Below are 22,159 nucleotides of genomic sequence, written 5' to 3' on the forward strand. Positions count from 1 at the left end.
GTTAAACCCCCTTAATCCTTACGGAACATCTTCAGCATGCGCTGAGTGACGGTGAAGCCACCGAAGATGTTGATACTGGCAATCAGCACGGCGACAAAGGCCAGCACGGTGACCAGAGTCGACCCTTGTCCAATCTGCAACAGCGCACCGACCACGATGATGCCGGAGATGGCATTGGTGACCGACATCAGCGGCGTGTGCAGGGCGTGAGAGACGTTCCACACCACGTAGTAACCGACCACGCAGGCCAGGATGAAGACGGTGAAGTGGGAGAGGAAGGCGGCAGGCGCTACGGCGGCCACCCAACCGAAGGCGGCGATGCCGAGGGCACCGAACACGAACTTCTTGTTGGAGGGCTTGGCCTCTTCCTTCTTGGCGGCCGGTTTGGCGGCAGCGGGTTTCTGCGGGGCGGCAGAGACGGAGATGGCGGGGGGCGGGAAGGTCACTTCACCGGCCTGGACCACCGTCATGTTGCGCTGCACCACGTCTTCGAAGTCGATGGCGACGTTGCCGTCCTTCTCCTTGCACATCAGCTTCATCAGGTTCACCAGGTTGGTGCCGTAGAGCTGGGAGGATTGGGCAGGCAGGCGGCCCGGCAGATCGGTGTAACCGATCACCTTGACGCCGTTGTCGGTGACATGCAGTTCACCCGGTACCGTGTATTCGCAGTTGCCGCCGGCCTGGGCCGCCATGTCCACGATGACGGAGCCCGGCTTCATGCTGTCCACCATTTCCTTGGTGATGAGCTTGGGTGCCGGCTTGCCCGGGATCAGGGCGGTAGTGATGATGATGTCCACTTCCTTGGCCTGCTGGGCGAACAGCTCCATCTCGGCCTTGATGAACTCTTCGCTCATCACCTTGGCGTAACCGTCGCTGGAAGCGCCATCTTCGCCGCCGAAGTCCAGCTTGAGGAATTCCCCACCCATGGACTCGATCTGCTCGGCCACTTCCAGACGGGTATCGAAGGCACGCACGATGGCACCGAGGGAACCGGCGGTCCCGATGGCGGCCAGACCGGCCACACCGGCACCGATGACCAGCACCTTGGCGGGCGGAACTTTACCGGCGGCGGTGATCTGGCCGGTAAAGAAGCGACCGAACTGGTGCGCGGCTTCCACGACGGCGCGATAGCCACCGATGTTGGCCATGGAAGAGAGGGCGTCGAGGGACTGGGCACGGGAGATCCGCGGCACCATGTCCATCGCCATCACATTGATGTTGCGCTCGGAAAGCTTCTTGACCAGCTCGGGGTTCTGGGCGGGCCAGATGAAGCTCACCAGGGTGGCACCATCCTTAATTTGTGCGATTTCGGCCTCGGTCGGCGCGTTGACCTTGAAGATGAGGTCGGCTTGCCAGACGTTCGGTACCACGCTGGCACCGGCAGCCTCGAAGGCGGCATCATCGAAGCTGGCTCGCAGGCCGGCACCTGCCTCGATGGCAACCTCGAAGCCGAGCTTTTTCAGCTGCTCGACAGTGGCCGGGGTCGCTGCGACCCGGGTCTCACCGGCGAGACTCTCTCTCGGTATTCCAATCTGCATGACTATTCCCTGATGGTTAATAAACAATCATCGCCAAGTCTCTCATGTCTGAGGGGACAAGGCATGATCAAAGTGCAGGTCACGGGCCCTTTGTTATGAAAATCAGCAGGCTTCACCTCGACCTCCTGTCACGGTCAGGCCCCCGCTTTTCAGGCGCGAGGGTGATTAGTATCAAATTTTGGAGTTTTATTACAACCACGGCCCCGGGCGGGCGGGTACAGAATTCAGCCCATCCCGGACCATGATTAAAAAAAACAAACCAAATTAGGGGCTTATACCAGCAAAAAGCGCTAAAAAAAGTGATCCAACCAGTCAAAAAAAATGTTTAACCCGGCCTCTACCTTAGCGTTTTTTGTTCTTACGAAATCTGCCGTTGGCTCATCTGATGAGATGAAAAGGGAAAAAGTAACCATTTTGCAACGATCAGGGGGCCGCGTCCCCGCCTGCTGGCGGGTTCGGGCCCCCTGGTGCAACCGGGCCTTGGGCCCGTTTCAGGCGCGCTCTGCTTACCAGGCCGCCTCATAAATATGCCGGCTCTGGGCCAGGTCGATGTCGCCGTGCTCACCCAGGGCGGTCATGCCGTGCTCTTCGAGCTTGGCCAGCAGGGCGTCGATCCGGGCGTCGGCCACGTAATCCCGCAGCCGGGTCTTGATCCCCATCCGCTCGAAGAAGTCGCGGGTGGCGGCGATGGCACCGTCGATACGCGCCTCGTCACTGCCGCTGCGCAGATCCCAGACCCGCTCGGCGTATTGCAGCAGCTTGGCGCGCTTCTGCTCGCGCTTGGCCTGCAGCAGGGCGGGCAGCACCACCGCCAGGGTCTGGGCGTGGTCCAGACCGTGCAGGGCGGTGATCTCGTGGCCCAGCATGTGGGTGGCCCAGTCCTGGGGCACACCGGCTCCGATCAGGCCGTTCAACGCCAGGGTGGCGCTCCACATGATATTGGCACGCACGTCGTAGTTTTCCGGCTCCACCAGCGCCTTGGGCCCCTCTTCCGCCAGGGTCAGCAGCAGCCCTTCTGCAAAGCGATCCTGCACCTTGGCATCCACCGGGTAGGTGAGGTACTGCTCCAGGGTGTGGATGAAGGCATCCACCACCCCATTGGCCACCTGACGGGCGGGCAGGGTGTAGGTGAGCACGGGGTCGAGCACGGCGAAGCGCGGCATCACGAAGGGCGAGAAGAAGTGCTGCTTGTCCCCTGTGCTCTTGCGGGTGATGACGGCGCCCATGTTCATCTCGGAACCGGTGGCCGGCAGGGTCAGCACGCTGCCCAGGGGAATGGCGGAGGCCACCTCGCCCCCGACGGTCTCGAGGATGTGCCAGGGATCCCTGGCCGGATCGTAGTGAGCGGCCGCGGCGATGAACTTGGAGCCGTCCAGCACGGAGCCGCCACCCACCGCCAGCAGGAAGTCGATCTTCTCGGCGCGGGCCAGTTCGACGGCACCCATCAGGGTCTCGTAGGTGGGGTTGGGCTCGATGCCGCCAAATTCAAACAGGGTCAGGCCGGCCAGCTCGCTGCGGATCTGGTCCAGCAGGCCGCTGCGCACCACGCTGCCACCGCCGTAGGTGACGAGGATGCGGGCGTCGCTGGGGACCTGGCCGCGCAGCTGGGCCACCTGGCCCTTGCCGAACAGCACCTTGGTGGGGGTGTGCAGGATGAAGTTGTTCATGGGATCTCCCGGGGTGGTCGTAGTCGGTAAGGTATGGGTTGCATTTTTCTCTTATAACCCCCTACCATCAAGGGAACTTTCTGCCGATTTCTTGCCTATTTCTACTGAGCCTGGATAAATGAGTACAAATCAGCCCATCGCGGCGACACACCAGTCCGCCCTCGCCAGCCGACTCGCCGCCCTGGCCCCCCACCCGGGGATCACCGCCGCCCCCGTGCCCGGCGTGCACCTCATCTACACCACGGAGCATCACGACCGCATCCCGGTGCTCTACCGCCCGCGCATGATCATCATCCTGCAGGGGCACAAGGTGGGCTATCTCTCGGACTTCACCTTCCGCTACGACCCCGAGCACTACCTGATGATGACCCTGCCGCTGCCCTGTGAGTGCGAGTGCTTCGCCTCCCCCGAATCCCCCCTGGTGGGGCTCTCGGTGGAGATCGACGTGGCGGCGCTGCAGGCCCTGCTGCTGGAGATGGGGGACGCGGCCCCCGCCCCGGCGGAACCGGGTCGCGGCGTCGTCTCCGTGCCCCTCTCCGAGACCATGCTCTGCGCGGTGGAGCGCCTCATCGACGTGATGGACAAGCCGCTCCACGCCCGGGTGCTGGGGCCCCAGATCGTGCGCGAGATCCTGTTCCACGCCCTGCACGAAGGGGGGGCCCCCGCCCTGCTGGCCATGGCCAGCCGTCACAGCCAGGTGAGCCAGATAGCCCGGGTGCTGCGTATCATGGAGCAGCGCTTTACCGAGAACCTGACGGTGGAGGAGCTGGCCCGGGAGGCGAACATGAGCGTCTCGGCCTTCCACCACCACTTCAAGGCGGCCACCGCCACCTCGCCCCTGCAGTACATCAAGACCCTGCGCCTGCACCGGGCGCGGCTGATGATGCTGCACGACGGCCTCAAGGCCGGGGTGGCGGCGGACAAGGTAGGCTACGAGAGCGGCTCCCAGTTCAGTCGCGAATACAAACGCTTCTTTGGCAACACCCCGAGCGAACACGCGGCACGCTTCCGCTCGGGACAACTGCGTATCGTGGAGGGATGACATGCGCACACTGATCCTGCTCGTTCTGACCCTGCTGGCCACCGCCTGCACCGGCATTCCACCGGGACACCAGGTGGTCAAGCCCTTCCAGCTCGACCGCTACCTGGGCACCTGGTACGAGGTGGCCCGCCTCGATCACGGTTTCGAGCGCGGCCTGAACCGGGTCACCGCCACCTACAGCCTGCGGGATGACGGCGGTGTCAGGGTGATCAACCGGGGGCAGGACGAACAGGGGGAGTGGCGCGAGGCCGAGGGGCGCGCCTACTTCGTGGGCGACAGCGACGAGGGGCGCCTCAAGGTGAGCTTCTTCGGCCCCTTCTACGGCAGCTACAACGTGCTGGCGACGGACTATGAGCTCTCCCTGGTGAGCAGTTACAACCTCCAGTACCTCTGGATCCTCTCCCGCACGCCCCATCCCCCCAAAGAGAAGGTAGAGGCCCTGGTCGAGCGGGCCAGAGGGCTCGGCTTTGCCACCGACCGGCTGATCTGGGTCAACCAGGATCCGGCGGGGAACGCCCCATGAGGATCTTCCAGGCCACCCCCGGGGACATTCCCCGGGTCACCCCCCTGTTCGTGGAATACCGGGCGTTCTACCAGCTGCCTGCCCGGCCCGAGGCCGCCGAAGCCTTCCTGCTGGAGCGCTGCACCGCCGGGGAGTCGGTGCTCTTCGTGGCCCAGAGCGAGGCGGGAGAGGTGCTGGGATTTGCCCACCTCTATCCCCTGTTCTGCTCCCTCGCCCTGAAGCCCGTCTGGCTGCTGTACGATCTGTTCGTGGCGCCGGCGGCCCGCCAGCAGGGAGTGGCCCAGGCGCTGCTGGCGCGGGCCGATCGCCACGGTCAGGAGACGGGCGCCGCCTTCCTGATGCTGAGCACCGCCACCGACAACCGGCAGGCTCAGGCCCTCTACGAAGGGCACGGCTACCAGCGGGACAACGAATTCTACAGCTACATCAAGCCTCTCTGAGCCTCTGCCTGCGCCCGTTGCAGGGCCAGGACCCGGCATTATTCAGCGGGTGCATGACGAAATAATATCCATACACAGGATGAATAAAGGCGACCCCGGGGTCGCCTTTGTCACATCCGGGTCCCAGCCTAGAGCCGGAAGCGCCCGATCTCCTGCTCCAGCCGCTCGGTGAGAGACTTGAGCTGGGCCGCCTGGGCGGCCTCTTCGCCAGCCTGGGCCGCCAGCGCCTGGGAGACGTGGCGGATATTCTCGGTGTTGCGGCTGATCTCGCCGGTCACCGAGGTCTGCTCCTCGGCCGCCGCCGCGATCTGGGTCGCCATGTCGCTGATGGCGCCGATGGCTTCGTTGATCCTGCCCAGGCTGAGATTCGCCGCTTCGGCGTCCTCCACGCTGGTGCCCGCCAGCTGGCGGCTGGCCTCCATGCCGCCCACCGCCTTGCGGGTGGTCTGCTGCAGCGCCTCGATCATCTGCTGGATCTCGGCGGTGGAGTCGTGGGTGCGGCGCGACAGCACCCGCACCTCGTCCGCCACCACAGCAAAGCCGCGCCCCTGCTCCCCGGCCCGAGCCGCCTCGATGGCGGCGTTCAGGGCCAGCAGATTGGTCTGCTCGGCGATGCCGCTGATGGTGGCCAGAATGCCGCTGATCTGCTGGGCGTGGCCATCCAGCTCGTGGATGGTCTGGCTGGCGTCGGAGACCTCCCCCGCCAGCCCCGTGATGCTGCGCTGGCTCTGGCCGACCTGGGACTGGCCGGCCACCGCGAGGCGCACCGCATCGCCGGCGGTGTTGGCGGCAAACTCGGCGTTGCCGGCGATCTCCTGGGTGGCGGAGGCCATCTCGGTCACCGCGGTCGCCACCATGACGATCTCGTCCTGCTGCTGGCGCACCCGCTGGCTGCGGGCCTCGGCCCCCGCCGCCTGGGTGCGGGACTGGGCCGCCAGCTCGACGGTGACGTCCCGCAACCGGCTGACGATGCCGTGCAGTCGCGCCACGAACTGGTTGAAGTTCTGGGCCAGCTGCCCCACCTCATCCTGGCTGCGGGTGGCGATCTGCACCGTGAGATCCCCCTCCCCGTGGGCGATGTCGGCGAGCGCCCTGGAGACCCGTCCCAGATCCGCGAACAGGTAGTTGAACATGGCGATGAGCAGGGCACCGAACACCAGCAGCAGCACCAGGGTCAGCCCCACCAGTTGCCACAGCAGGGAGGCGAGCGGCGCCTCCAGCACCTCCTTGTACATCACCATGGCGAGCAGCCAGTCGGTGCCGGGCACGCCCTGCACCGAGAGCAGCACCTCGCGCCCGTTCAAGTTGGCGCCGTGCAGTTCGCCGTCGCGGCTCCACGCATCCAGCGCCGCCCCGGTGAGGCCGGGATCCAGCTCCGCCACCTGCTTGAGCGCCAGCTCCTTGTTCGGGTGGCCGACGATGAGGCCGGTGCGATCGAGCAGCATGGCGTAGCCCTCTCCCTGCACCTTCATGGCCAGCACCTCGTCGATGAGGGCGTCGAGGGAGAGATCCGCCCCGGCCACCCCGATCACCCGGCCCTGGTGGTTCACCGGCTCGGCCAGGGTCACCACCATCTGCTGCATGGTCACGCTGACATAGGGCGGCGTGACGATGAGCTTGCCCGCCTTGTCGGCGTTCTGGTACCAGGGGCGGGCCCTGGGGTCATAGTTGGCGGTGTTGAGGGCGGGATCGTGGCGGGTCATCTCCCCCTGCGCCGAACCAAAATAGGTGAGGCCGAAACCGCCGGAGGTGCGGGTCTGCAACAGGTGGGGCACCAGGGCCGTGTCGGGGTCGCGCGCAATGACGGCGGCCAGGGCGTCGACCGCGTGCTTGCGATCCTCCAGCCAGTTGCCGATGGCCACCGAGTGGGCGTGACCGTAGTTGACCGCCTCGCTCTGGATGGCGTCAAGGGTGCGGGATTTGAGGGTGTGGAAGGCGACAATACCGAGCAGGGCTGCCATCAGCAGCACTACCCCCAGGCTGGCCGCGAGCAGCTTGCCGCGCAACGAGAGAGTCATGACAACGAATCCTTGTGGTAGCCGGGGGCCGGGAATACCCCCATCTTGGTAGTTCTATCGGCACAATGATGAACGGTCTTTAGTGAATCCTGATATTTTTTCATCTATCAACAACAGAACGCACTACCAGCAACAGACTGTTCACTATTCCATGCTGACACCCGCAGACACCATAAGGCCGCCCTAAGGCGGCCTGTCGCTTACCCCTGATAGGCACCGGCGGAGTAGGTCAGCTCATAGCTGTGGCTGTAGATCTCGATGATGTTGCCGAAGGGATCTTCCATGTAGACCATGCGGTAGGGCTTCTCGCCCGGATAGTACTCGCGCACCGGCATCCGCTGCTTGCCACCCGCTGCGACGATGCGCGCCGCCAGCCCCTCCACATCCGGATCCTGCACGCTGAAGTGGAACACCCCGGTCTTCCAGAATTCGAAGTTGTTTTCGCGCTGCTCGCTGTTGGGGAACTCGAACAGCTCGATGCCGATCTTGTCGCCGGTGGAGAGATGAGCGATGCGGAAAGAGCCCCAGCCCGGGCCAAATACGTCGTTGCACATCACGCCGATGGCGGAGTCATCCTCGGTGATGGTGGTCGCCGGCATGATGAGATACCAGCCCATCACCTTGGTATAGAACTCGACTGCCTTGTCGAGGTCAGTCACCGTGATGCCGATGTGGGAGAAGTTGCGCGGGTAAGTCATAAGTCACCTTGAAATTGTGTGTGGGAAACAGGTGACATGATAGGAAGAGACGCCATAATGAAAAATAAGGTCAAACTAATGGAATACATAAATTAAATTTATGGTTAATCCACTCTGGCTCCACACCCTGGTGGTGGTGCATGAAACCGGCAGTTTTACCCGTGCCGCCGATCGGCTGGATCTCACTCAGGCCGCCGTCAGTCAGCATATCTCGCGCCTCGAGGCCGAATTCGGCCCCCTGCTGCTACGCAAGCCCCGTCAGCTGGAGCTCACCCCGCGCGGGCTGGTGCTGCTCGACTTCGCCCGCCAGCAGGCGCAGGCCGCCGAACGGCTCCGGGCCCGCCTGTCGGATGACGATCCCCACAGCGGCAGCGTCTCCCTGGCCACCCCGGGCAGCATCGGCCTGCTGCTCTATCCCCTGCTGCTCGATCAGCAACAGGAGCATCCCGGACTCACCATCCAGCACCGCTTTGCCCCCACCCCCGACATAGTGCAGGCGGTACTGGCGGGGCGCAGCGATCTGGGACTGGTGGATCAACCGCCGGAGCACCCCAGCATAGCCGCCGAGCCCTTCGCCCGCGAACCCCTCTGTCTGGTAGTACCCAACGACGGCGAGGAGCCGAGCTGGCAGCACCTCTGTCAGCTCGGCTTTATTGACCACCCGGATGGCCGCAGCATGGCTCAGCGCCTGCTGGGACGACGCTATCCCGGCCAGCGCTTCGACGAGATCCCGCTGCGCGGCTTTACCAACCAGATCGGCCTGATCCTGGAGCCAGTCGCCCGCGGCCTCGGCTTTACCGTGCTGCCCCGCTTCGCCGTCACCGCCTTTGCCCAACAGGAGCAGATCCGGGTGATCCAGAGCAGCATTGAGGTGATCGACACCCTCTGGCTGATCTACCGCGCCGAGTGGCCGCTCCCCGCCCGCCACCAGCGGCTGGTGGAAACCCTCAAGACGCAGATCGGCGCCATCTGATGGACAAACAACAAGGCCGCCTCAAGGGCGGCCTCGTACCATCAGGGAGCAGGGTTATGTCACCCGCGCCAGCGCCGTGTTGATCCTCAGGTTGGTCGCCTCCAGCCCCGGCTGCTGGCCGTAGAAGTCGAACGCCAGCTCGACACCGGGGCGAAACAGCAGGCAGTGGGTGGAGCCGCCGAAGTGGAACATGCCGAGCTGCTCCCCCTTCGCGATCCGCTGCCCCGGCTGCACCGTCACCTCGCAGCTCGACACCTCCGCCATGCCCACCGGCACCACGCACATCAGGCCGATTTTGGGGTTGTCCGCCTCGATGAAGATGAGTGCCCGGGTCGCCACCGCGGTGAGGAAGGGCTGCGACTGGTTCGGGGCGCTGGGGTCGGGCCCCGCCGGGCTGTCGAAACCCTGGTGGCGGTTGGCCAGGTAGTAGCTGCCGTTGACCACCTTGACCGAGCGCACCGTGCCGCTCACCGGGCTGTGCCAGCGGTGATAGCTGAGGGCGCTGAGGAAGGCCTGATAGAGGGTGCCCCCCTCGAACGCGGCGGCGCGCGGGTCGAAGTCCAGCAGGTTGTCCAGGGAATAGGGCTGCCCCTTGAGCCAGAAGGCGTCCTGCCGTCTTACCCCGGTCACCACCTGCAGCGGGGCCGACTCGCAGGCGTTGGCGATCACGCTGTCATCGTCCGGGGCCGTCACCGGCCGCACGCCGGGGCAGAAGCGGCGGGTGAAGAAGTCGTCCCAGCTGGCGAAGCCCTCGTATTCCTCTCCCGGCACGGTGTGGAAGATCCCCCCGAAGCGCTCTGGGGTGGGGTTGTCGCCGGCCCCGAGCGCCCCCTGCGCCACCTTGACCATCTCCCGTTTCGCCACCTCCCCGAGCCAGGGGACGATCAGGGTCTGGCGATCCAGGGGGCTCACCGACTCCGTCAGCACATAACGGGACGCGGGACTTTGCAGGAAGTCGGCCCAGTAACCGAGGATCTTGCGCAGTTGCTGGTTCACCAGCGCATTGGCAAAGAAGTCGTACCCGGCGGCCGTCGCCATGGGCCAGTTGAGCAGGGCATTGATGGGGAATCCGATCAGCCCGGCAGGCTCCTGGGTCTGCACATCCTGATAGGCTTCCGGGGCCGTGGTCATGATGCCGTTGAGCAGCTGCAGGAACTCATCGAAGCTGCGCACCTGGACCTGACCGAGCGGCGTGCTGTGCTCGTGCTGCCACGCCTCGTCAAACATCCCCTGGGCCTGCTGATGCAGGAGAGGATCCTGCTCCACCAGCGCCTTCAATCCGGCGATCGGGGCCACCAGCGGGCGAGGCTGGCGGGTGACCGCCTGACGCAGTCGCTGTACCCAGCGCGCCACATGGGCCTGATCCCGGGGGACCCAGCCACCGGCATGGGCATGGGGGTGACGCGTATCCACTGCCTTGTTCATCGCTCTCTCCTTGTTGAAGCGCCTTGGGCCCGCCGGATGCAATGCGCCTGAGGGCGCCATCTGGCAGGAAGCAAGGTGTAGCACAGGGGAAAAGCGGCCTCCATTGACAGAAATGGCAGCGGCGAAGCGGGGAAAAAGAGGCTAACGGAGGCGGTGGCAAACGCCGGAAATGCGAAAGGCCAGCTCAATGAGCTGGCCTTTCTGAAAAATGGCAGGGGCGGCAGGACTCGAACCCGCAACCATCGGTTTTGGAGACCGCTGTTCTACCAATTGGAACTACGCCCCTGCAACAAACGAGGCGTAGTATACAAAGCGGAGGTCAAAGGTAAAGGCTTTTTTTCTCACTTTCGATGCGATCGAACAAATGACGAGCAGATCCCCGCAATTCCAACAAGGAGCGGGGGTAAGCTGCTGTATTTGCAGCCCCGACGGGGTAGGAATGGGACACAAATGGGGGTAGGGTGAAACCAGGCTCAGGGAGGCTGCCCATGCTCAATTACCGACTGCTGCAACAGCTTGCGCCCCTCAACTTCCGGGATGAGCGCAAGACGGAGACCCTGGCCGACTATCTGGACAGAGTCTCTCCCCTGGTGCCCTCCATTCCCTCCAATGTGCTCGCCCAGTGGATTTACCGTCATTGGCGCGGTTTTGAATCCAACTGGAGCTTTATCGATCTCGCCAGCCACCAGTTCGAGTGCGAGCACTGGCCCACCGCGCAGATTATCGAGCAGATAGACTCCCGCCACATGGAGGTGATCGATCGCTGGGGCGAGATGCTGCGCAGCAACCGCTACGTGCGCCGCTCCTGGCTCGGCGATGACATGCTGCACCGGGGCACCTGGTCCGAGCCTGTCATCGTCCTCGCCACCGCCCCGGGCACCTGCTACCCGGACGGTCACCCCCTGCCCCATCCCTACTGCCTGCTGGAGGGGCACCACAGGCTCGGCTACCTGCGCAGCATGGCCGCCGATGGCGCCCCCTTGCAGGCGCAGCACGCACTCTGGATTTGTCGACCCGTTCGCGACACTTAAACGTTTTTCCGGCCAAATCCTGCCTCTGAAATAAATTTTTGACAATTCAAAAACCAGCCCTATAATCGGTGCGGTTTTGAAAAAGGTCGGGACAGGACAATGCCGTTTTTGATGAAAAAAGCAGCCTTGCAGACGGGTGGAGCGCACCAGAGCGGCCCCGTTGTTTCCGGTTCCCGTCCCACAGATCCCCCGTTTTTTTTGAAAAGAGCCCCTGTTTCAGGGGCTTTTTTTTGTGCCCGAAAAACCTTCATTGATGCCAAAGGGAATGCAGACGATGACCAATCCACTCTATAACAAACACGTCATCTCCATCTCGGATCTGACCCGGTCCGACATGGAACTGGTGGTCGCCACCGCACAGCGGTTGAAGGCCGAACCCGACAGCCGCCTGCTGAAAGACAAGCTGGTCGCCAGTTGCTTCTTCGAAGCCTCCACCCGCACCCGTCTCTCCTTCGAGACCGCGGTCCAGCGCCTGGGCGGCAACATCATCGGCTTCGCCGACGGCGGCAACACCAGCGCCAAGAAGGGTGAGACTCTGGCCGACTCCATCAAGATCATCAGCTCCTACACCGATGCGGTGGTGATGCGCCACCCGAAGGAAGGGGCAGCCCGTCTGGCCTCCGAGTTCTCCCGGGTGCCGGTCATCAACGGCGGTGACGGCTCCAACCAGCATCCCACCCAGACCCTGCTCGACCTCTTCTCCATCCACGAGACCCAAGGCAAGCTGGACGGCCTCAACGTCGCCTTCGTCGGTGACCTGAAGTACGGCCGCACCGTCCACTCCCTGGCCCAGGCCCTGAGCCTGTTCAACTGCCGCTTCTTCTTCATCTCCCCGGAGGCGCTGGCCATGCCGGACTACCTCTGCGAGGAGCTGGAAGAGAAGGGCATCCGCTTCAGCGTGCACGAGACCATGGAAGAGGTGATGCCGGAGCTCGACATCCTCTACATGACCCGCGTCCAGAAGGAGCGCTTCGACGAGACCGAGTACAAGCACATGGCCGCCAAGTTCGTGCTGGAGCTGGCGACCCTGGAAGGGGCCAAGCCCACCATGAAGATCCTCCATCCCCTGCCCCGGGTTGACGAGATCGAGGTCGCCGTCGACAAGACCCCCCACGCCTACTACTTCCAGCAGGCGGAGAACGGGGTCTATGCCCGCCAGGCACTGCTGGCACTGGTACTGAACGAAACCGTCTAAGGGAAAGGGGAACATCATGTCCGAGAAGAACCAACTGCAAGTCGAAGCCATCCGTCACGGCTCCGTCATCGACCACGTCCCCGCCGGCCAGGGCATCAAGATCCTCAAGCTGTTCCAGCTGATCGAGACCCAGGAGCGGATCACCGTCGGCTTCAACCTCAAATCCGGCGCCCTCGGCAAGAAGGATCTCATCAAGATCGAGAACACCCGTCTGACCGAGCAGCAGGCCAACCAGCTCGCCCTGTTCGCCCCCAAGGCGACCGTCAACATCATCGAAGACTTCGTGGTGGTGAAGAAGCACCAGCTGGCGCTGCCGGAGTTCATCGAAGGGGTCTTCCACTGCCCCAACTCCAACTGCATCTCCCACAACGAACCGGTGGAGAGCTACTTCCGGGTGCGCGAGGTGAAAGGGGCGGTGCGGATGAAGTGCAAATACTGCGAGAAGTCCTTCACCCAGGACATCGTCAGCGAACGCTACTGATTTCCTGCCGACAAAAGATATCCATGTGGGCCCCATCGGGCCCATTTTTGAACCCTGTCACATCACTTATTCCCCCTTTGGTTATAATTTGCCATCCCGTAATGGATATACCTCGCTCATCCCCTGCTTGAGTGCTCCTCATTAGTGTTTTTCGCTATGAAAAGCCGGAACGACAGACTGGGCGAGACCGCCATCGCTCATCGCCAAAGGAAGTCGCCATGGTCAACACCCTCAGCCGCCCAGCAGAACCAGAGTCCGACCTGGCCCAGCTCGACGCCTGCCGCCAGATCATCGGCCAGCACTGCTACAGCACCCAGGAGGAGATCCGCCGCGAGCTCTCCGCCCGCGGTTTTGCGGACATCAGCCAGTCCACCATCTCCCGCCTGCTGCGCCGTCTCGGGGTCGCCAAGGCCCAGAACGCCAACGGCAAGAAGGTCTACACCCTGGTGGACGAGCAGCTGGAGCCCGCCGGCAGCACCCGCTCCATCCACGACATGGTGCGCGCCGTGGTCCACAACCAGCAGATGGTGCTGGTGCATACCACCCCGGGGGCCGCTACCGTGGTGGCTCGCCTGCTGGATCGCAACGCCAATCCCGAGATCCTGGGGGCCGTGGCCGGCAACGACGTGGTACTGATCGCCCCGCGCCACATCAGCCGAACCCGCCAGGCTCACGCCGCCGTGGTGCGCACCCTGGAAAACGCCCGCTGACCCCTGCTGGATGCCAGAAGGCGACCCCGGGGTCGCCTTTTTGTTGCCCGCGCGGCAAGGAGCCAGGCCACGGGAGAGCCCGGGCGCCCCGCCTTGCCAGCCATCAAAAACGGGAGCCCCAGGCTCCCGTTGTTGTCCCTATGTCTGTCGGCATTCATGCCAGCACGGCACCCAGGCTCAGGCAGAGCACGATCAGCACAGTCAGCATGCCGAGCAGCGGGGCCACCCACTTCAGCCAGCGCACATAGGGCACCTTGGCGATGGCCAGTCCCCCCATGACCACGGCGGAGGTCGGGGTCACCAGGTTCACCAGGCCGGAGGCGGACTGGTAGGCGGTGACCACCAGCTCGCGGCCCACGTTGGCGAAGTCGGCGAGCGGCGCCATGATCGGCATGGTCAGCACCGCCAGACCGGAGGAGGACGGCACCAGGAAGGAGAGCACCACTTCCAGCACGAACATCACGTTGATGAAGACGATGGTGGAGAGGCCGGTCACTATCCCCTCTGCACTGTGCAAAATGGTGTGGGTGATCATGCCGTTGTCCATCACCACCACGATACCGCGGGCGATACCGATGATGAGGGCCACGCCGAGCAGATCGCGGGCACCGTCGATGAAGTTGGAGGTCAGCTCCTCCTCGCTCATGCGGGAGATGACGCCGACGATGATGGCGGCAGCCAGGAACACGCCGGAGATCTGCGCCATCCACCAACCCAGCACGGCCACCCCGTAGATCATCACGGCGAAGGCGGCGACGAAGATGCCCAGCACGATCTTGCGGGTGGTGGTGAACTCCAGCATCTGGTCGCTCTTGTTGCCGAGGAAGTGGGCACGGTTCTCTTCCCACTTGTCGGCCACCAGGGACTTGCTGGGATCACTTCGCACCATCTTGGCGTAACGCATCACATAGGCCACGCAGATCAGCCAACCGGCCACCAGCATGGCGACCCGCAACCAGATGCCGTCGGTGAAGGAGATGCCGGCCGCGTTGGCGGCGATCACGGTGGCGAACGGGTTGATGGTGGAGCCCAGGGTACCGATACCGGCCCCCAGCAGCACGGTTGCGGCGGCGACCACGGGGTCGAAGCGGGCCGCCATCATCACCGGCACCAGCAGGGTGTAGAACGGCAGGGACTCTTCCGCCATGCCGTAGATGGTGCCCCCTGCGGCGAACAGCGCCATCAGGATCGGGATCATCCACTCTTCACGGCCACGCAGGCGATCGGTGACGCGCTCGATGCCGGCATCGATGGCACCTGTCTTGGTCACGATGCCAAGGAAGCCACCGATGATCAGGATGAAGAGGGAGACGTCGATGGCGCCAGCCTCATAGGTGTCGTGGTTGTAGAGACCGTCGATGGGTGCCAGCAGCACGTCGACGATCCCCTGGGGATTGGCATCCACCAGTTTGTAGGTACCAGCCACCGGCACTTCCTTGCCGAGGGCCTCGTTCATGGTCATCTCGTATTTGCCGGCCGGCACTATCCAGCTCAGGGCGGCCACCAGGGCGATCAGCACAAACAGTATCGTGTAGGCTGACGGGAACTTGAATTTGGTCATGGTCCAGCTTCCTTCTGTGGGTGTGGTATCCATGCAGGCTGCGGGTCGTAGGGTTGGAGGTATTATGCCGCTGTCACATGGTTGAAAAGCCGGGGGTCACCCCCCGGCACCACTGACGACGTCAGTCGCCCAGCGTAGCCACCATCACTGCCTTGATGGTGTGCATCCGGTTTTCCGCCTCGTCGAACACGATGCTGTGCTCGGATTCGAACACGTCCTCGGTCACTTCCAGGCCCTTCATGCCATATTTGTCGGCCACTTCCTTGCCCATGGTGGTCTCGTCGTTGTGGAACGCCGGCAGGCAGTGCATGAACTTCACATCCGGGTTCTTGGTCGCGTTGATGACGTCCATGTTGACCTGATACGGGGTCATCAGCTTCACCCGTTGATCCCAGGCTTCCTTCGCTTCGCCCATGGAGACCCAGACGTCGGTGTAGAGGAAGTCGGCACCCAGCACACCCTCTTTCACGTCTTCGGTCAGGTGGATGCGCGCACCGGTCTCTTCGGCGATGAGGCGGCAGGTGGCAACCAGCTCCTCTTCCGGCCAGAAGGCTTTCGGCGCGACCAGACGGATGTCCATGCCCATCTTGGCGGCACCCACCATCAGGGAGTTGCCCATGTTGTTGCGGGCGTCACCCAGGTAGGCGAACTTGATCTGATCCAGACGTTTGCCCTTGCCGTGCTCCAGCATGGTCATGAAGTCCGCCAGGATCTGGGTCGGGTGGAATTCGTTGGTCAGGCCGTTCCAGACCGGCACACCGGCGTGGGCCCCCAGCTCTTCGACGATCTCCTGACCGTAGCCGCGGTATTCGATGCCGTCATACATGCGGCCCAGCACCCGGGCGGTGTCCTTCATGGACTCCTTGTGACCGATCTGGGAACCGCTCGGGCCGAGGTAGGAGACCTGGGCGCCCTGGTCGAAGGCCGCCACTTCGAACGCACAGCGGGTGCGGGTGGAGGTCTTCTCGAAGATCAGGGCAATGTTCTTGCCGGTCAGGTGTTTGCGCTCATAGCCACCGTATTTGGCTTTCTTCAGGTCGATGGCCAAGTCGATCATGTATTGGATTTCGCGCGGGGTGAAGTCCAGCAGTTTCAGGAAGTTACGGTTACGCAGATTAAAAGCCATGATGAGTTCTCTCTATATTTGTTCAGACCAATTTGGCAGTGTCATTGACTACGCAGTTGTTCAGACCAGAGCCTTGGCTCAGGCATTGACGGTATTGGTGGCGACGATGTTGGTGCCGGCTTCCCCCTTGAGGATGGCCAGGCCATCTTCCAGGGAACCGATCCCGACCATGCCGCCGGTCGCCTTGACGAATTCGCAGGAGGCTTCGACCTTGGGCCCCATGGAGCCGGCATCGAACTTGACGCCGGCCAGCTCGTCCGGGCTGGTGATCCGCAGCGGACGCTGGGTCGGCTTGCCCCAATCCAGGTAGACGGCATCGGCATCGGTCAGGATCAGCAGGGCGTCGGCCTTGATCTGCTTGGCCAGGTAGGCGGCAGACATGTCCTTGTCGATGACGGCCTCGATGCCGGTCAGGCTCTGGCCATCCCAGGTCACCGGAATGCCGCCACCACCGGTACAGATGATGAGGTGGCCCTGGGCGATCAGGGTCTCGATGGCGTCGCCTTCGACGATGCGCTGGGGCAGCGGGGACGGCACCACGCGGCGGAAGAACTTGCCGTCAGCCTTGACCACCCAGTGCTTCTCTTCTGCCAGGGTGCGGGCTTCAGCCTCTTCGTAGACGGGGCCGATAAATTTGGTCGGATTGGCAAACGCCGGATCCTTGGGATCGACCTGCACCTGGGTCAGCAGGGCGGTGACGTTGCGGCTCGGCATCAGGTTCTTCAGCTCCTGGATCAGCATGTAGCCGATCATGCCCTGAGACTCGGCACCCAGCACATCCAGCGGATAGGGGGATACCTTGGTGTAGGCACTGTTTTGCAGGGCCAGCAGACCGACTTGCGGGCCGTTGCCATGCACCAGCACCACGTTGTACTCCTGAGCGATCAGGGCGATGGTCTTGGCCGCGGTGGCGATGTTTTTGCGCTGGATGTCAGCTTCGAGCGGCTCGCCACGACGGAGCAGAGCATTGCCACCTAGGGCGACGACGACAGTTGGTTTTTTCATGAGTGTTACTCTCGAGTCTTGGTATCTGTGGCGCCGGCCTCTTGCCGGCGCCACGCCGTCTTGTTAGATGCCGTCGCGTTCCATCGGGCAGCTCATGCAGCGGGCGCCGCCGCGACCACGTCCCAGCTCTTCACCTGGGATGGGCAGCACTGTGATGCCTGCCTTGTCGTACTTCTCGTTGGTGTAGGTATTGCGCTCGTAACCCACCACCACGCCGGGACGCACGGTCAGCACGTTGTTGGCATCGTTCCACTGCTCGCGCTCGGCCTCGAAGGTGTCACCACCTGTGGTGATGAGCTTGAGCTGATCGACACCCAGCGCCTTCTCGATGGCGGTGACGAAGTAACCCTCTTCCTTGATGTTCATCCCGGTGGCACCGCCCGGGGTCAGGCTCCAGCAGTTCACATCCTTGCGGATGACTTCCGGATAGACGGAGAAGGTGTCGACATCCATGTGGGTCATGACGGTGTCGAGGTGCATACAGCTGCGGTGTTTTGGCAGCTCCATGGCGATGACCTGCTTGGCCTGACCGTGCTTGAACAGGCTGCGGGCCAGATGCTCCACCCCTTGTGGCGTGGTGCGCTCGGACATGCCGATGAGCACAGCGCCACGGCCGATGACCAGGACGTCGCCCCCTTCGATGGTGGAGTTGTCGTAGTCGCGCTCCTCGTCACCGAAGTACTTGATGAACTCCTGGCCGGCAAACTGCGGGTGCCAGCGGTAGATGGCCTTCACGTGGTTGGTCTCGCGACGACGGGCGGCCTTGGCCATGGGGTTGATGGAGACGCCGCCATAGACCCAGCAGGAGGTATCGCGGGTGAAGAGGTGGTTGGGCAGCGGTTCGATGATGAAATCGGTCGGGGCATGCATGCCGACCACCATGTTGACGCCGCTGTAGGGCATCTCGGAGTAGGTCAGGCCGCCGGAGAGGATGCGGGCCAGCTCGCGGTGAGGCATGTCCGCCAGGAAGCAGCGCACGTCGTTGGCCAGGGCAGTGCCGAGGCGATAGTCGGAGACCTGGTGTTGCAGCAGCCAGGCTTTGGCTTCCGGCACGTCCAGGGTTTCCGCCAGCAGATTGGTCAGGAGGAAGACTTCGACATTTTGATCGCGCAGTACCTGAGCGAATTTGTCGTGCTCCTGACCGGCACGTTCCACGGACAGGACGTCGTCAAACAGCAGATCCTGGCAGTTGGAAGGGGTCAGACGCTTCAGACTGAGGTTGGGGCGGTGCAACATGACACGGCGCAACTGGCCAACTTCAGAACCTACATAAAATTTGCTCATGATGATATTCCGTCTAGCAGTGGTCCCTGCGAGTGATTGAATAGATTCCTTCTATTCAGGCTCGTGGCTAAGGCGGGATATTCTTTATGTAGGGTACTCGGCTTGTGTTCTATCCTGCCCTTGCCTTTCGACGCAGAGATTAGGTCTGGCAACTCCACCAAACTTGGACATTGATCACATTCACCCGAGACTGCATAAATTCAGAAGTTAATTTATGATGGAGTTTACATATCTGACATTTTCCTCACCCTCCATCCGGCATAAATACGCAATAAAGCCCCAATATATTCCACAAAGAGCGCAATTTCATTCATCTATGGTATCCACAAATGGATAGCCACCAATAAAAAACATCAAATAAATCACTGCATTAAAATCAAAACGCTCATTTTTTGAATAAAGTTCACCCACCTTTGAATTTATCCTCGCTTATCATCCCGTTTGCTCTCACATAAATAATCACCTGCTCCTTTATCGCTGAATAATCCATCTCTTGTCCCAGATCATGGCGGCCCGCCCGGGCCAGATGGCGAGCCTCATCGCCAAGTCGTGTGCACTATCTCTTTTATATGGATATGCATTTTGCACGCATCCTGATGGCGACTTTTTCACCGACCGGAGTGCAACCGGGATTCAAAGTTTTTTCATTAGTTGAATTTTTTCAGTCACCTTGCGCCGATTTCGGGTTCGCCTTAACTCAAAAAGTGATGCTTGTCACATTCGTTCCCGTCACCAAGGAGATAACCATGAAGATCCCGTCGCTGTTTCTGTTCGTCGCCCTGGTCCTGCCCATGACACCGGCCCTGGTGCATGCCCAGGGAGCCCCCGCCATGCCGCTGGTGGTCTGTCACGTTGACCAGGCACCCCAGATGCTGGTACCCGCCTACCTATGCCAATGGTACGGTGGCAGCCAGCACCCCTGACCCTCTCGCCCAAGGGGAGGCGAGCTCCTCTTGGGTCATCCCCGCTTTACCTCCTTTATCTCCTGAATGGGATCCGGACCACGCCACCAGCATCATGCCCGCTGCCCGCCCTCATCTGCGATCGACACTGACCGGCCTCCCAGGATTCTGAACCGCAGTTAAACGCCTTGTGAGACATTCGCCATATACTGCGTAAGTAAAGTGCCAACAAAATTCTCGCCATAGTCGGAAGATACGCGTGAAAAAACAGCACGATAGATCATTAAAACCATGATTTTAAAAAAGATAACTTCATTATCCTTTCGCGGGAAACCAGTTTGAATAAAACGTTTTTCAGCATGTCATTGTCGCCCTGCGCGAAATCCTTATAGTTACTCCTGCACGGACGCAATGAAGTCGGTCAGGAAGACTGGCTGCCAGGGTTGGGCAAATGGACTCACCACAGGATGTGGTAAAGGACACCTCCCAGGACGGAGAAAGTGCGACGGGAACGGATGACTCGTCAGGCCATGATGGCTAAAGGACACCCCAAAGGATTGGGAAGGGGAAACCTAAAGGAAGAGGTATAGTCAGGGATTGCAGGGAGCAACTTCGTTCAAGGATATGAGCGATAAGACTATCGGGGGCGACGCAAGTCGCCCCCATCTTTTTTGGGCCTTTTTCACGTCAGCCCGCTGATGGGTCACCCCGGCCACGATGTTGCTGGCCAGGATGCCCCGGACTCGCCCAGCCGGCGCTATTCCAGCCGGAAGTGCCCCACTATCTCCCGCAGCCTGTCATAGGTGCGCTGCATGGCATTCGAGCTGTCCACGGTGCGCTCGCCATTCCCCTTGAGCTGGGTGATCACCTCGGCGATGGCACTCATGTTGCGATTGATCTCCTCGGCAACGGCACTCTGCTCCTCCGCGGCCGTGGCGATATGGCTGATGAGATCGTTGATCTCCACCACTTCTCCTGCCATCAGATCCAGTGACGCATTCACCTTGCTGGTGTTTTCCGCCGCATCCTGGCAACTCTGCCGGGTGTTGCCCATGGCGGCCACCACGGTCTGGGTGCCCCGTTGCAGCCGGGTCAGCATGGTCTGGATCTCGGCAGTGCTCTTCTGGGTGCGTCCCGCCAGAGAGCGCACTTCGTCCGCCACCACCGCAAACCCCCGCCCCTGTTCACCAGCCCGGGCCGCCTCGATGGCGGCGTTGAGGGCCAGCAAGTTGGTCTGCTCTGCGATGCCACCGATGACCCCGAGAATCGAGCCTATCTGCTGCACATCCTGCTGCATGGCTTCGATGGAGTGTGCCGTGGCCTCCACCTCCGTCACCAGCGCAGTGACGCTGGCCATGGCCTGATCCACCACCTGACGCGACTGGTTGGCCAGTTGCTGGCTCTGGCCGGTCAGCTGGGCAGTATTGGCCGCGCTCTCCGATACCGAGACGGCAGTACGGCTCATCTCGTTGATGGCGGTGACAACCTGTTCGGTCTCCCGCACATGCTCCGCCAGCAGGCCCTGGGCTGACCCCGTCTGCCTCGCCAATGCCGATATCCCTTCATTGAGCTGGCCGCTCGCTTGTCTCACCTCCCCCATCATGCCCTGCAACTGCTCGATGAAACGGTTGATGCCCGCCGAGATCTGGCCGAGATCATCCTTGCTGGTCACCGTGAGCCGGCGGGTCAGATCCCCATTGCCCTGGGAGAGCTCCTGCACCAGGTCGCGCAAGGAGAGGATGGGTCTATAGGCCAGGTTGAGGGCCACCATGGAGAGGGCCAGTACCAGCGCCGCCACCCCGAGCAGGGCCAGGGTGATCTTGCCGTTGAGCGCCTGGGTCATGGCCCGGATATAGTCGAGATCCACATAACCGGTCAGGGTCCACTCGCTGCCGCGAATATCCAGCTTGTTGGGGCGGCTCTCGCTCTCTCCCTGGGGCTTGCTGCTGTAGAGCACCTGTCCCTGACTGTCGGTGAGGGAGAAGTAACGCCCTTCCCCGCTTACCTTGGTCAGCAGCGTCTTGAACTCGCTCATGTCGAGGTAGTAGAGGTAGGCGGAGTCGGCACCGCGCGGCACCAGGATGGAGATGACGGGTTTGCCGTCCAGCTGCTCCAGCGGGCTGACGGTGATCTGGTTGTTGGCGGCGGGGATCAGCTTGCGCAGGGCGTCAACCCTGGCCTTGTCGTCGATGACCCCGTTCGCGTCGAATGCCATGTCGCCAATGAGCTTGACGATGTTGTGAAAGCCGGTCTCCTGCAGCGCCTTCTTGACGCTGGTCACCCCGAGGTTGAGGTTGGCGGCCAGCAGCACCTTCTGGTTGATGTCACCCGCCAGCTTCTCCCTGACCAGGGTGATCTGCTCGTTGATGTTCTGGGTGGCCTGGGTGCGGATGTAGCCGCTGATGAAGTGGTTGACGCTGAACCAGGCGGTACCGATGGTGACCAGAATGGCGAGCAGCAGCAGCACGTTGATTTTGACTTTGAATGCCATGGTATGGGTCCCTCCAGAGTGAAAGGGCCGGGATGACCCGGCCCTCCCT

Annotated in this window: 19 protein-coding genes and 1 tRNA gene; 9 read left to right on the forward strand and 11 right to left on the reverse strand. The window is 62.2% G+C overall.

Annotated elements, in window-relative coordinates; genetic code table 11:
* Positions 1 to 11: 11 nt before the first annotated feature.
* Positions 12 to 1,538, reverse strand: coding sequence for a Re/Si-specific NAD(P)(+) transhydrogenase subunit alpha (gene pntA, locus AB5Y80_RS01610; protein WP_290434932.1), 1,527 nt, complete (start codon positions 1,536 to 1,538; stop codon positions 12 to 14).
* 506 nt (positions 1,539 to 2,044) lie between these two features.
* Positions 2,045 to 3,205 carry an alcohol dehydrogenase gene (yqhD, locus tag AB5Y80_RS01615; RefSeq protein WP_368172447.1) on the reverse strand — a complete coding sequence of 387 codons (1,161 nt, stop codon included), beginning with the start codon at positions 3,203 to 3,205 and terminating at the stop codon, positions 2,045 to 2,047.
* A 118-nt stretch (positions 3,206 to 3,323) separates the two neighbouring features.
* Here yqhD and AB5Y80_RS01620 point away from each other — a divergent pair, with 118 nt between their 5' ends.
* Genes AB5Y80_RS01620 through AB5Y80_RS01630 form a run of 3 tightly spaced genes read left to right on the forward strand, consistent with a single transcriptional unit; the run spans position 3,324 to position 5,210 of the window.
* Positions 3,324 to 4,247, forward strand: a complete 924-nt coding sequence (locus AB5Y80_RS01620) for an AraC family transcriptional regulator (protein ID WP_010675998.1) — start codon at positions 3,324 to 3,326, stop codon at positions 4,245 to 4,247.
* Between the two features lies 1 nt (position 4,248).
* Positions 4,249 to 4,770 carry a lipocalin family protein gene (locus tag AB5Y80_RS01625; RefSeq protein WP_223915494.1) on the forward strand — a complete coding sequence of 174 codons (522 nt, stop codon included), beginning with the start codon at positions 4,249 to 4,251 and terminating at the stop codon, positions 4,768 to 4,770.
* A complete protein-coding gene (locus AB5Y80_RS01630) occupies positions 4,767 to 5,210 on the forward strand; it encodes an N-acetyltransferase (protein ID WP_270830176.1) in 444 nt (147 codons plus the stop codon). The genes AB5Y80_RS01625 and AB5Y80_RS01630 overlap by 4 nt, the downstream gene beginning before the upstream one ends.
* A 128-nt stretch (positions 5,211 to 5,338) precedes the next feature.
* Here the strand turns inward: AB5Y80_RS01630 and AB5Y80_RS01635 are convergent, their stop codons facing one another.
* Entirely contained in the window at positions 5,339 to 7,228 is a 1,890-nt protein-coding gene (locus AB5Y80_RS01635; RefSeq protein WP_368172448.1) for a methyl-accepting chemotaxis protein, read from the reverse strand.
* 200 nt (positions 7,229 to 7,428) lie between these two features.
* Complete coding sequence (locus AB5Y80_RS01640; RefSeq protein WP_041209527.1) at positions 7,429 to 7,926, reverse strand: lactoylglutathione lyase family protein; 498 nt, start codon at positions 7,924 to 7,926, stop codon at positions 7,429 to 7,431.
* A gap of 100 nt (positions 7,927 to 8,026) precedes the next feature.
* Here AB5Y80_RS01640 and AB5Y80_RS01645 point away from each other — a divergent pair, with 100 nt between their 5' ends.
* The gene (locus AB5Y80_RS01645; RefSeq protein ID WP_368172449.1) at positions 8,027 to 8,899 is read left to right on the forward strand and encodes a LysR family transcriptional regulator; all 873 of its coding nucleotides are present in this window, start codon (positions 8,027 to 8,029) and stop codon (positions 8,897 to 8,899) included.
* A gap of 54 nt (positions 8,900 to 8,953) precedes the next feature.
* Here the strand turns inward: AB5Y80_RS01645 and AB5Y80_RS01650 are convergent, their stop codons facing one another.
* Together AB5Y80_RS01650 and AB5Y80_RS01655 are read right to left on the reverse strand one after the other, a co-directional pair.
* The gene (locus tag AB5Y80_RS01650; RefSeq protein ID WP_368172450.1) at positions 8,954 to 10,324 is read right to left on the reverse strand and encodes a phosphatidylserine decarboxylase family protein; all 1,371 of its coding nucleotides are present in this window, start codon (positions 10,322 to 10,324) and stop codon (positions 8,954 to 8,956) included.
* Positions 10,325 to 10,533: 209 nt separating this feature from the next.
* A tRNA-Trp gene (locus tag AB5Y80_RS01655) sits at positions 10,534 to 10,610 on the reverse strand.
* A 202-nt stretch (positions 10,611 to 10,812) separates the two neighbouring features.
* Here AB5Y80_RS01655 and AB5Y80_RS01660 point away from each other — a divergent pair.
* The 4 genes from AB5Y80_RS01660 (at position 10,813) to AB5Y80_RS01675 (ending at position 13,741) form a co-directional block, all read left to right on the forward strand.
* Complete coding sequence (locus AB5Y80_RS01660) at positions 10,813 to 11,355, forward strand: hypothetical protein (RefSeq protein WP_042015644.1); 543 nt, start codon at positions 10,813 to 10,815, stop codon at positions 11,353 to 11,355.
* Between the two features lie 274 nt (positions 11,356 to 11,629).
* Entirely contained in the window at positions 11,630 to 12,550 is a 921-nt protein-coding gene (pyrB, locus tag AB5Y80_RS01665) for an aspartate carbamoyltransferase (protein WP_010676005.1), read from the forward strand.
* A 16-nt stretch (positions 12,551 to 12,566) separates the two neighbouring features.
* A complete protein-coding gene (pyrI, locus tag AB5Y80_RS01670; RefSeq protein WP_010676006.1) occupies positions 12,567 to 13,031 on the forward strand; it encodes an aspartate carbamoyltransferase regulatory subunit in 465 nt (154 codons plus the stop codon).
* A gap of 218 nt (positions 13,032 to 13,249) precedes the next feature.
* A complete protein-coding gene (locus AB5Y80_RS01675) occupies positions 13,250 to 13,741 on the forward strand; it encodes an arginine repressor (protein ID WP_039039633.1) in 492 nt (163 codons plus the stop codon).
* 154 nt (positions 13,742 to 13,895) lie between these two features.
* Here AB5Y80_RS01675 and AB5Y80_RS01680 read toward each other — a convergent pair whose 3' ends face one another.
* The 4 genes from AB5Y80_RS01680 to arcA all read right to left on the reverse strand — a co-directional run bounded on the left by AB5Y80_RS01680 (position 13,896) and on the right by arcA (position 18,717).
* A complete protein-coding gene (locus tag AB5Y80_RS01680) occupies positions 13,896 to 15,302 on the reverse strand; it encodes a YfcC family protein (protein ID WP_010676008.1) in 1,407 nt (468 codons plus the stop codon).
* Between the two features lie 121 nt (positions 15,303 to 15,423).
* Positions 15,424 to 16,428: an ornithine carbamoyltransferase gene (argF, locus tag AB5Y80_RS01685; RefSeq protein ID WP_041211943.1), complete on the reverse strand. Its 1,005-nt coding sequence runs from the start codon at positions 16,426 to 16,428 to the stop codon at positions 15,424 to 15,426.
* A 78-nt stretch (positions 16,429 to 16,506) separates the two neighbouring features.
* Positions 16,507 to 17,433 (reverse strand): carbamate kinase, encoded by a 927-nt coding sequence (gene arcC / locus AB5Y80_RS01690; protein ID WP_368172451.1) that lies wholly within the window; start codon positions 17,431 to 17,433, stop codon positions 16,507 to 16,509.
* A gap of 63 nt (positions 17,434 to 17,496) precedes the next feature.
* Positions 17,497 to 18,717 (reverse strand): arginine deiminase, encoded by a 1,221-nt coding sequence (gene arcA / locus AB5Y80_RS01695; RefSeq protein WP_104452124.1) that lies wholly within the window; start codon positions 18,715 to 18,717, stop codon positions 17,497 to 17,499.
* 746 nt (positions 18,718 to 19,463) lie between these two features.
* On the opposite strand from arcA, the gene AB5Y80_RS01700 reads away from it, so the two are divergent.
* Entirely contained in the window at positions 19,464 to 19,640 is a 177-nt protein-coding gene (locus tag AB5Y80_RS01700; RefSeq protein WP_102983722.1) for a hypothetical protein, read from the forward strand.
* A 736-nt stretch (positions 19,641 to 20,376) separates the two neighbouring features.
* On the opposite strand, the gene AB5Y80_RS01705 is transcribed toward AB5Y80_RS01700, so the two are convergent.
* Positions 20,377 to 22,110 carry a methyl-accepting chemotaxis protein gene (locus AB5Y80_RS01705; protein WP_039039635.1) on the reverse strand — a complete coding sequence of 578 codons (1,734 nt, stop codon included), beginning with the start codon at positions 22,108 to 22,110 and terminating at the stop codon, positions 20,377 to 20,379.
* Between the last annotated feature and the right edge of the window lie 49 nt (positions 22,111 to 22,159).

It is taken from the genome of Aeromonas sp. R2-1 (assembly GCF_040908425.1).
GTDB classification, from domain to species: domain Bacteria; phylum Pseudomonadota; class Gammaproteobacteria; order Enterobacterales; family Aeromonadaceae; genus Aeromonas; species Aeromonas caviae.

What these genes read in the sequence shown, in the direction of transcription:
- AB5Y80_RS01640 (WP_041209527.1), bottom strand. Translation starts at nt 7,926, where the DNA reads ATGACTTACCCGCGCAACTTCTCCCACATCGGCATCACGGTGACTGAC.
- AB5Y80_RS01650 (WP_368172450.1), bottom strand. Translation starts at nt 10,324, where the DNA reads ATGAACAAGGCAGTGGATACGCGTCACCCCCATGCCCATGCCGGTGGC.
- arcC (WP_368172451.1), bottom strand. Translation starts at nt 17,433, where the DNA reads ATGAAAAAACCAACTGTCGTCGTCGCCCTAGGTGGCAATGCTCTGCTC.
- pyrB (WP_010676005.1), top strand. Translation starts at nt 11,630, where the DNA reads ATGACCAATCCACTCTATAACAAACACGTCATCTCCATCTCGGATCTG.
- AB5Y80_RS01680 (WP_010676008.1), bottom strand. Translation starts at nt 15,302, where the DNA reads ATGACCAAATTCAAGTTCCCGTCAGCCTACACGATACTGTTTGTGCTG.
- AB5Y80_RS01625 (WP_223915494.1), top strand. Translation starts at nt 4,249, where the DNA reads ATGCGCACACTGATCCTGCTCGTTCTGACCCTGCTGGCCACCGCCTGC.
- arcA (WP_104452124.1), bottom strand. Translation starts at nt 18,717, where the DNA reads ATGAGCAAATTTTATGTAGGTTCTGAAGTTGGCCAGTTGCGCCGTGTC.
- AB5Y80_RS01620 (WP_010675998.1), top strand. Translation starts at nt 3,324, where the DNA reads ATGAGTACAAATCAGCCCATCGCGGCGACACACCAGTCCGCCCTCGCC.
- AB5Y80_RS01645 (WP_368172449.1), top strand. Translation starts at nt 8,027, where the DNA reads ATGGTTAATCCACTCTGGCTCCACACCCTGGTGGTGGTGCATGAAACC.
- AB5Y80_RS01660 (WP_042015644.1), top strand. Translation starts at nt 10,813, where the DNA reads ATGCTCAATTACCGACTGCTGCAACAGCTTGCGCCCCTCAACTTCCGG.
- pyrI (WP_010676006.1), top strand. Translation starts at nt 12,567, where the DNA reads ATGTCCGAGAAGAACCAACTGCAAGTCGAAGCCATCCGTCACGGCTCC.
- AB5Y80_RS01700 (WP_102983722.1), top strand. Translation starts at nt 19,464, where the DNA reads ATGAAGATCCCGTCGCTGTTTCTGTTCGTCGCCCTGGTCCTGCCCATG.
- AB5Y80_RS01675 (WP_039039633.1), top strand. Translation starts at nt 13,250, where the DNA reads ATGGTCAACACCCTCAGCCGCCCAGCAGAACCAGAGTCCGACCTGGCC.
- AB5Y80_RS01630 (WP_270830176.1), top strand. Translation starts at nt 4,767, where the DNA reads ATGAGGATCTTCCAGGCCACCCCCGGGGACATTCCCCGGGTCACCCCC.
- argF (WP_041211943.1), bottom strand. Translation starts at nt 16,428, where the DNA reads ATGGCTTTTAATCTGCGTAACCGTAACTTCCTGAAACTGCTGGACTTC.
- yqhD (WP_368172447.1), bottom strand. Translation starts at nt 3,205, where the DNA reads ATGAACAACTTCATCCTGCACACCCCCACCAAGGTGCTGTTCGGCAAG.
- pntA (WP_290434932.1), bottom strand. Translation starts at nt 1,538, where the DNA reads ATGCAGATTGGAATACCGAGAGAGAGTCTCGCCGGTGAGACCCGGGTC.
- AB5Y80_RS01635 (WP_368172448.1), bottom strand. Translation starts at nt 7,228, where the DNA reads ATGACTCTCTCGTTGCGCGGCAAGCTGCTCGCGGCCAGCCTGGGGGTA.
- AB5Y80_RS01705 (WP_039039635.1), bottom strand. Translation starts at nt 22,110, where the DNA reads ATGGCATTCAAAGTCAAAATCAACGTGCTGCTGCTGCTCGCCATTCTG.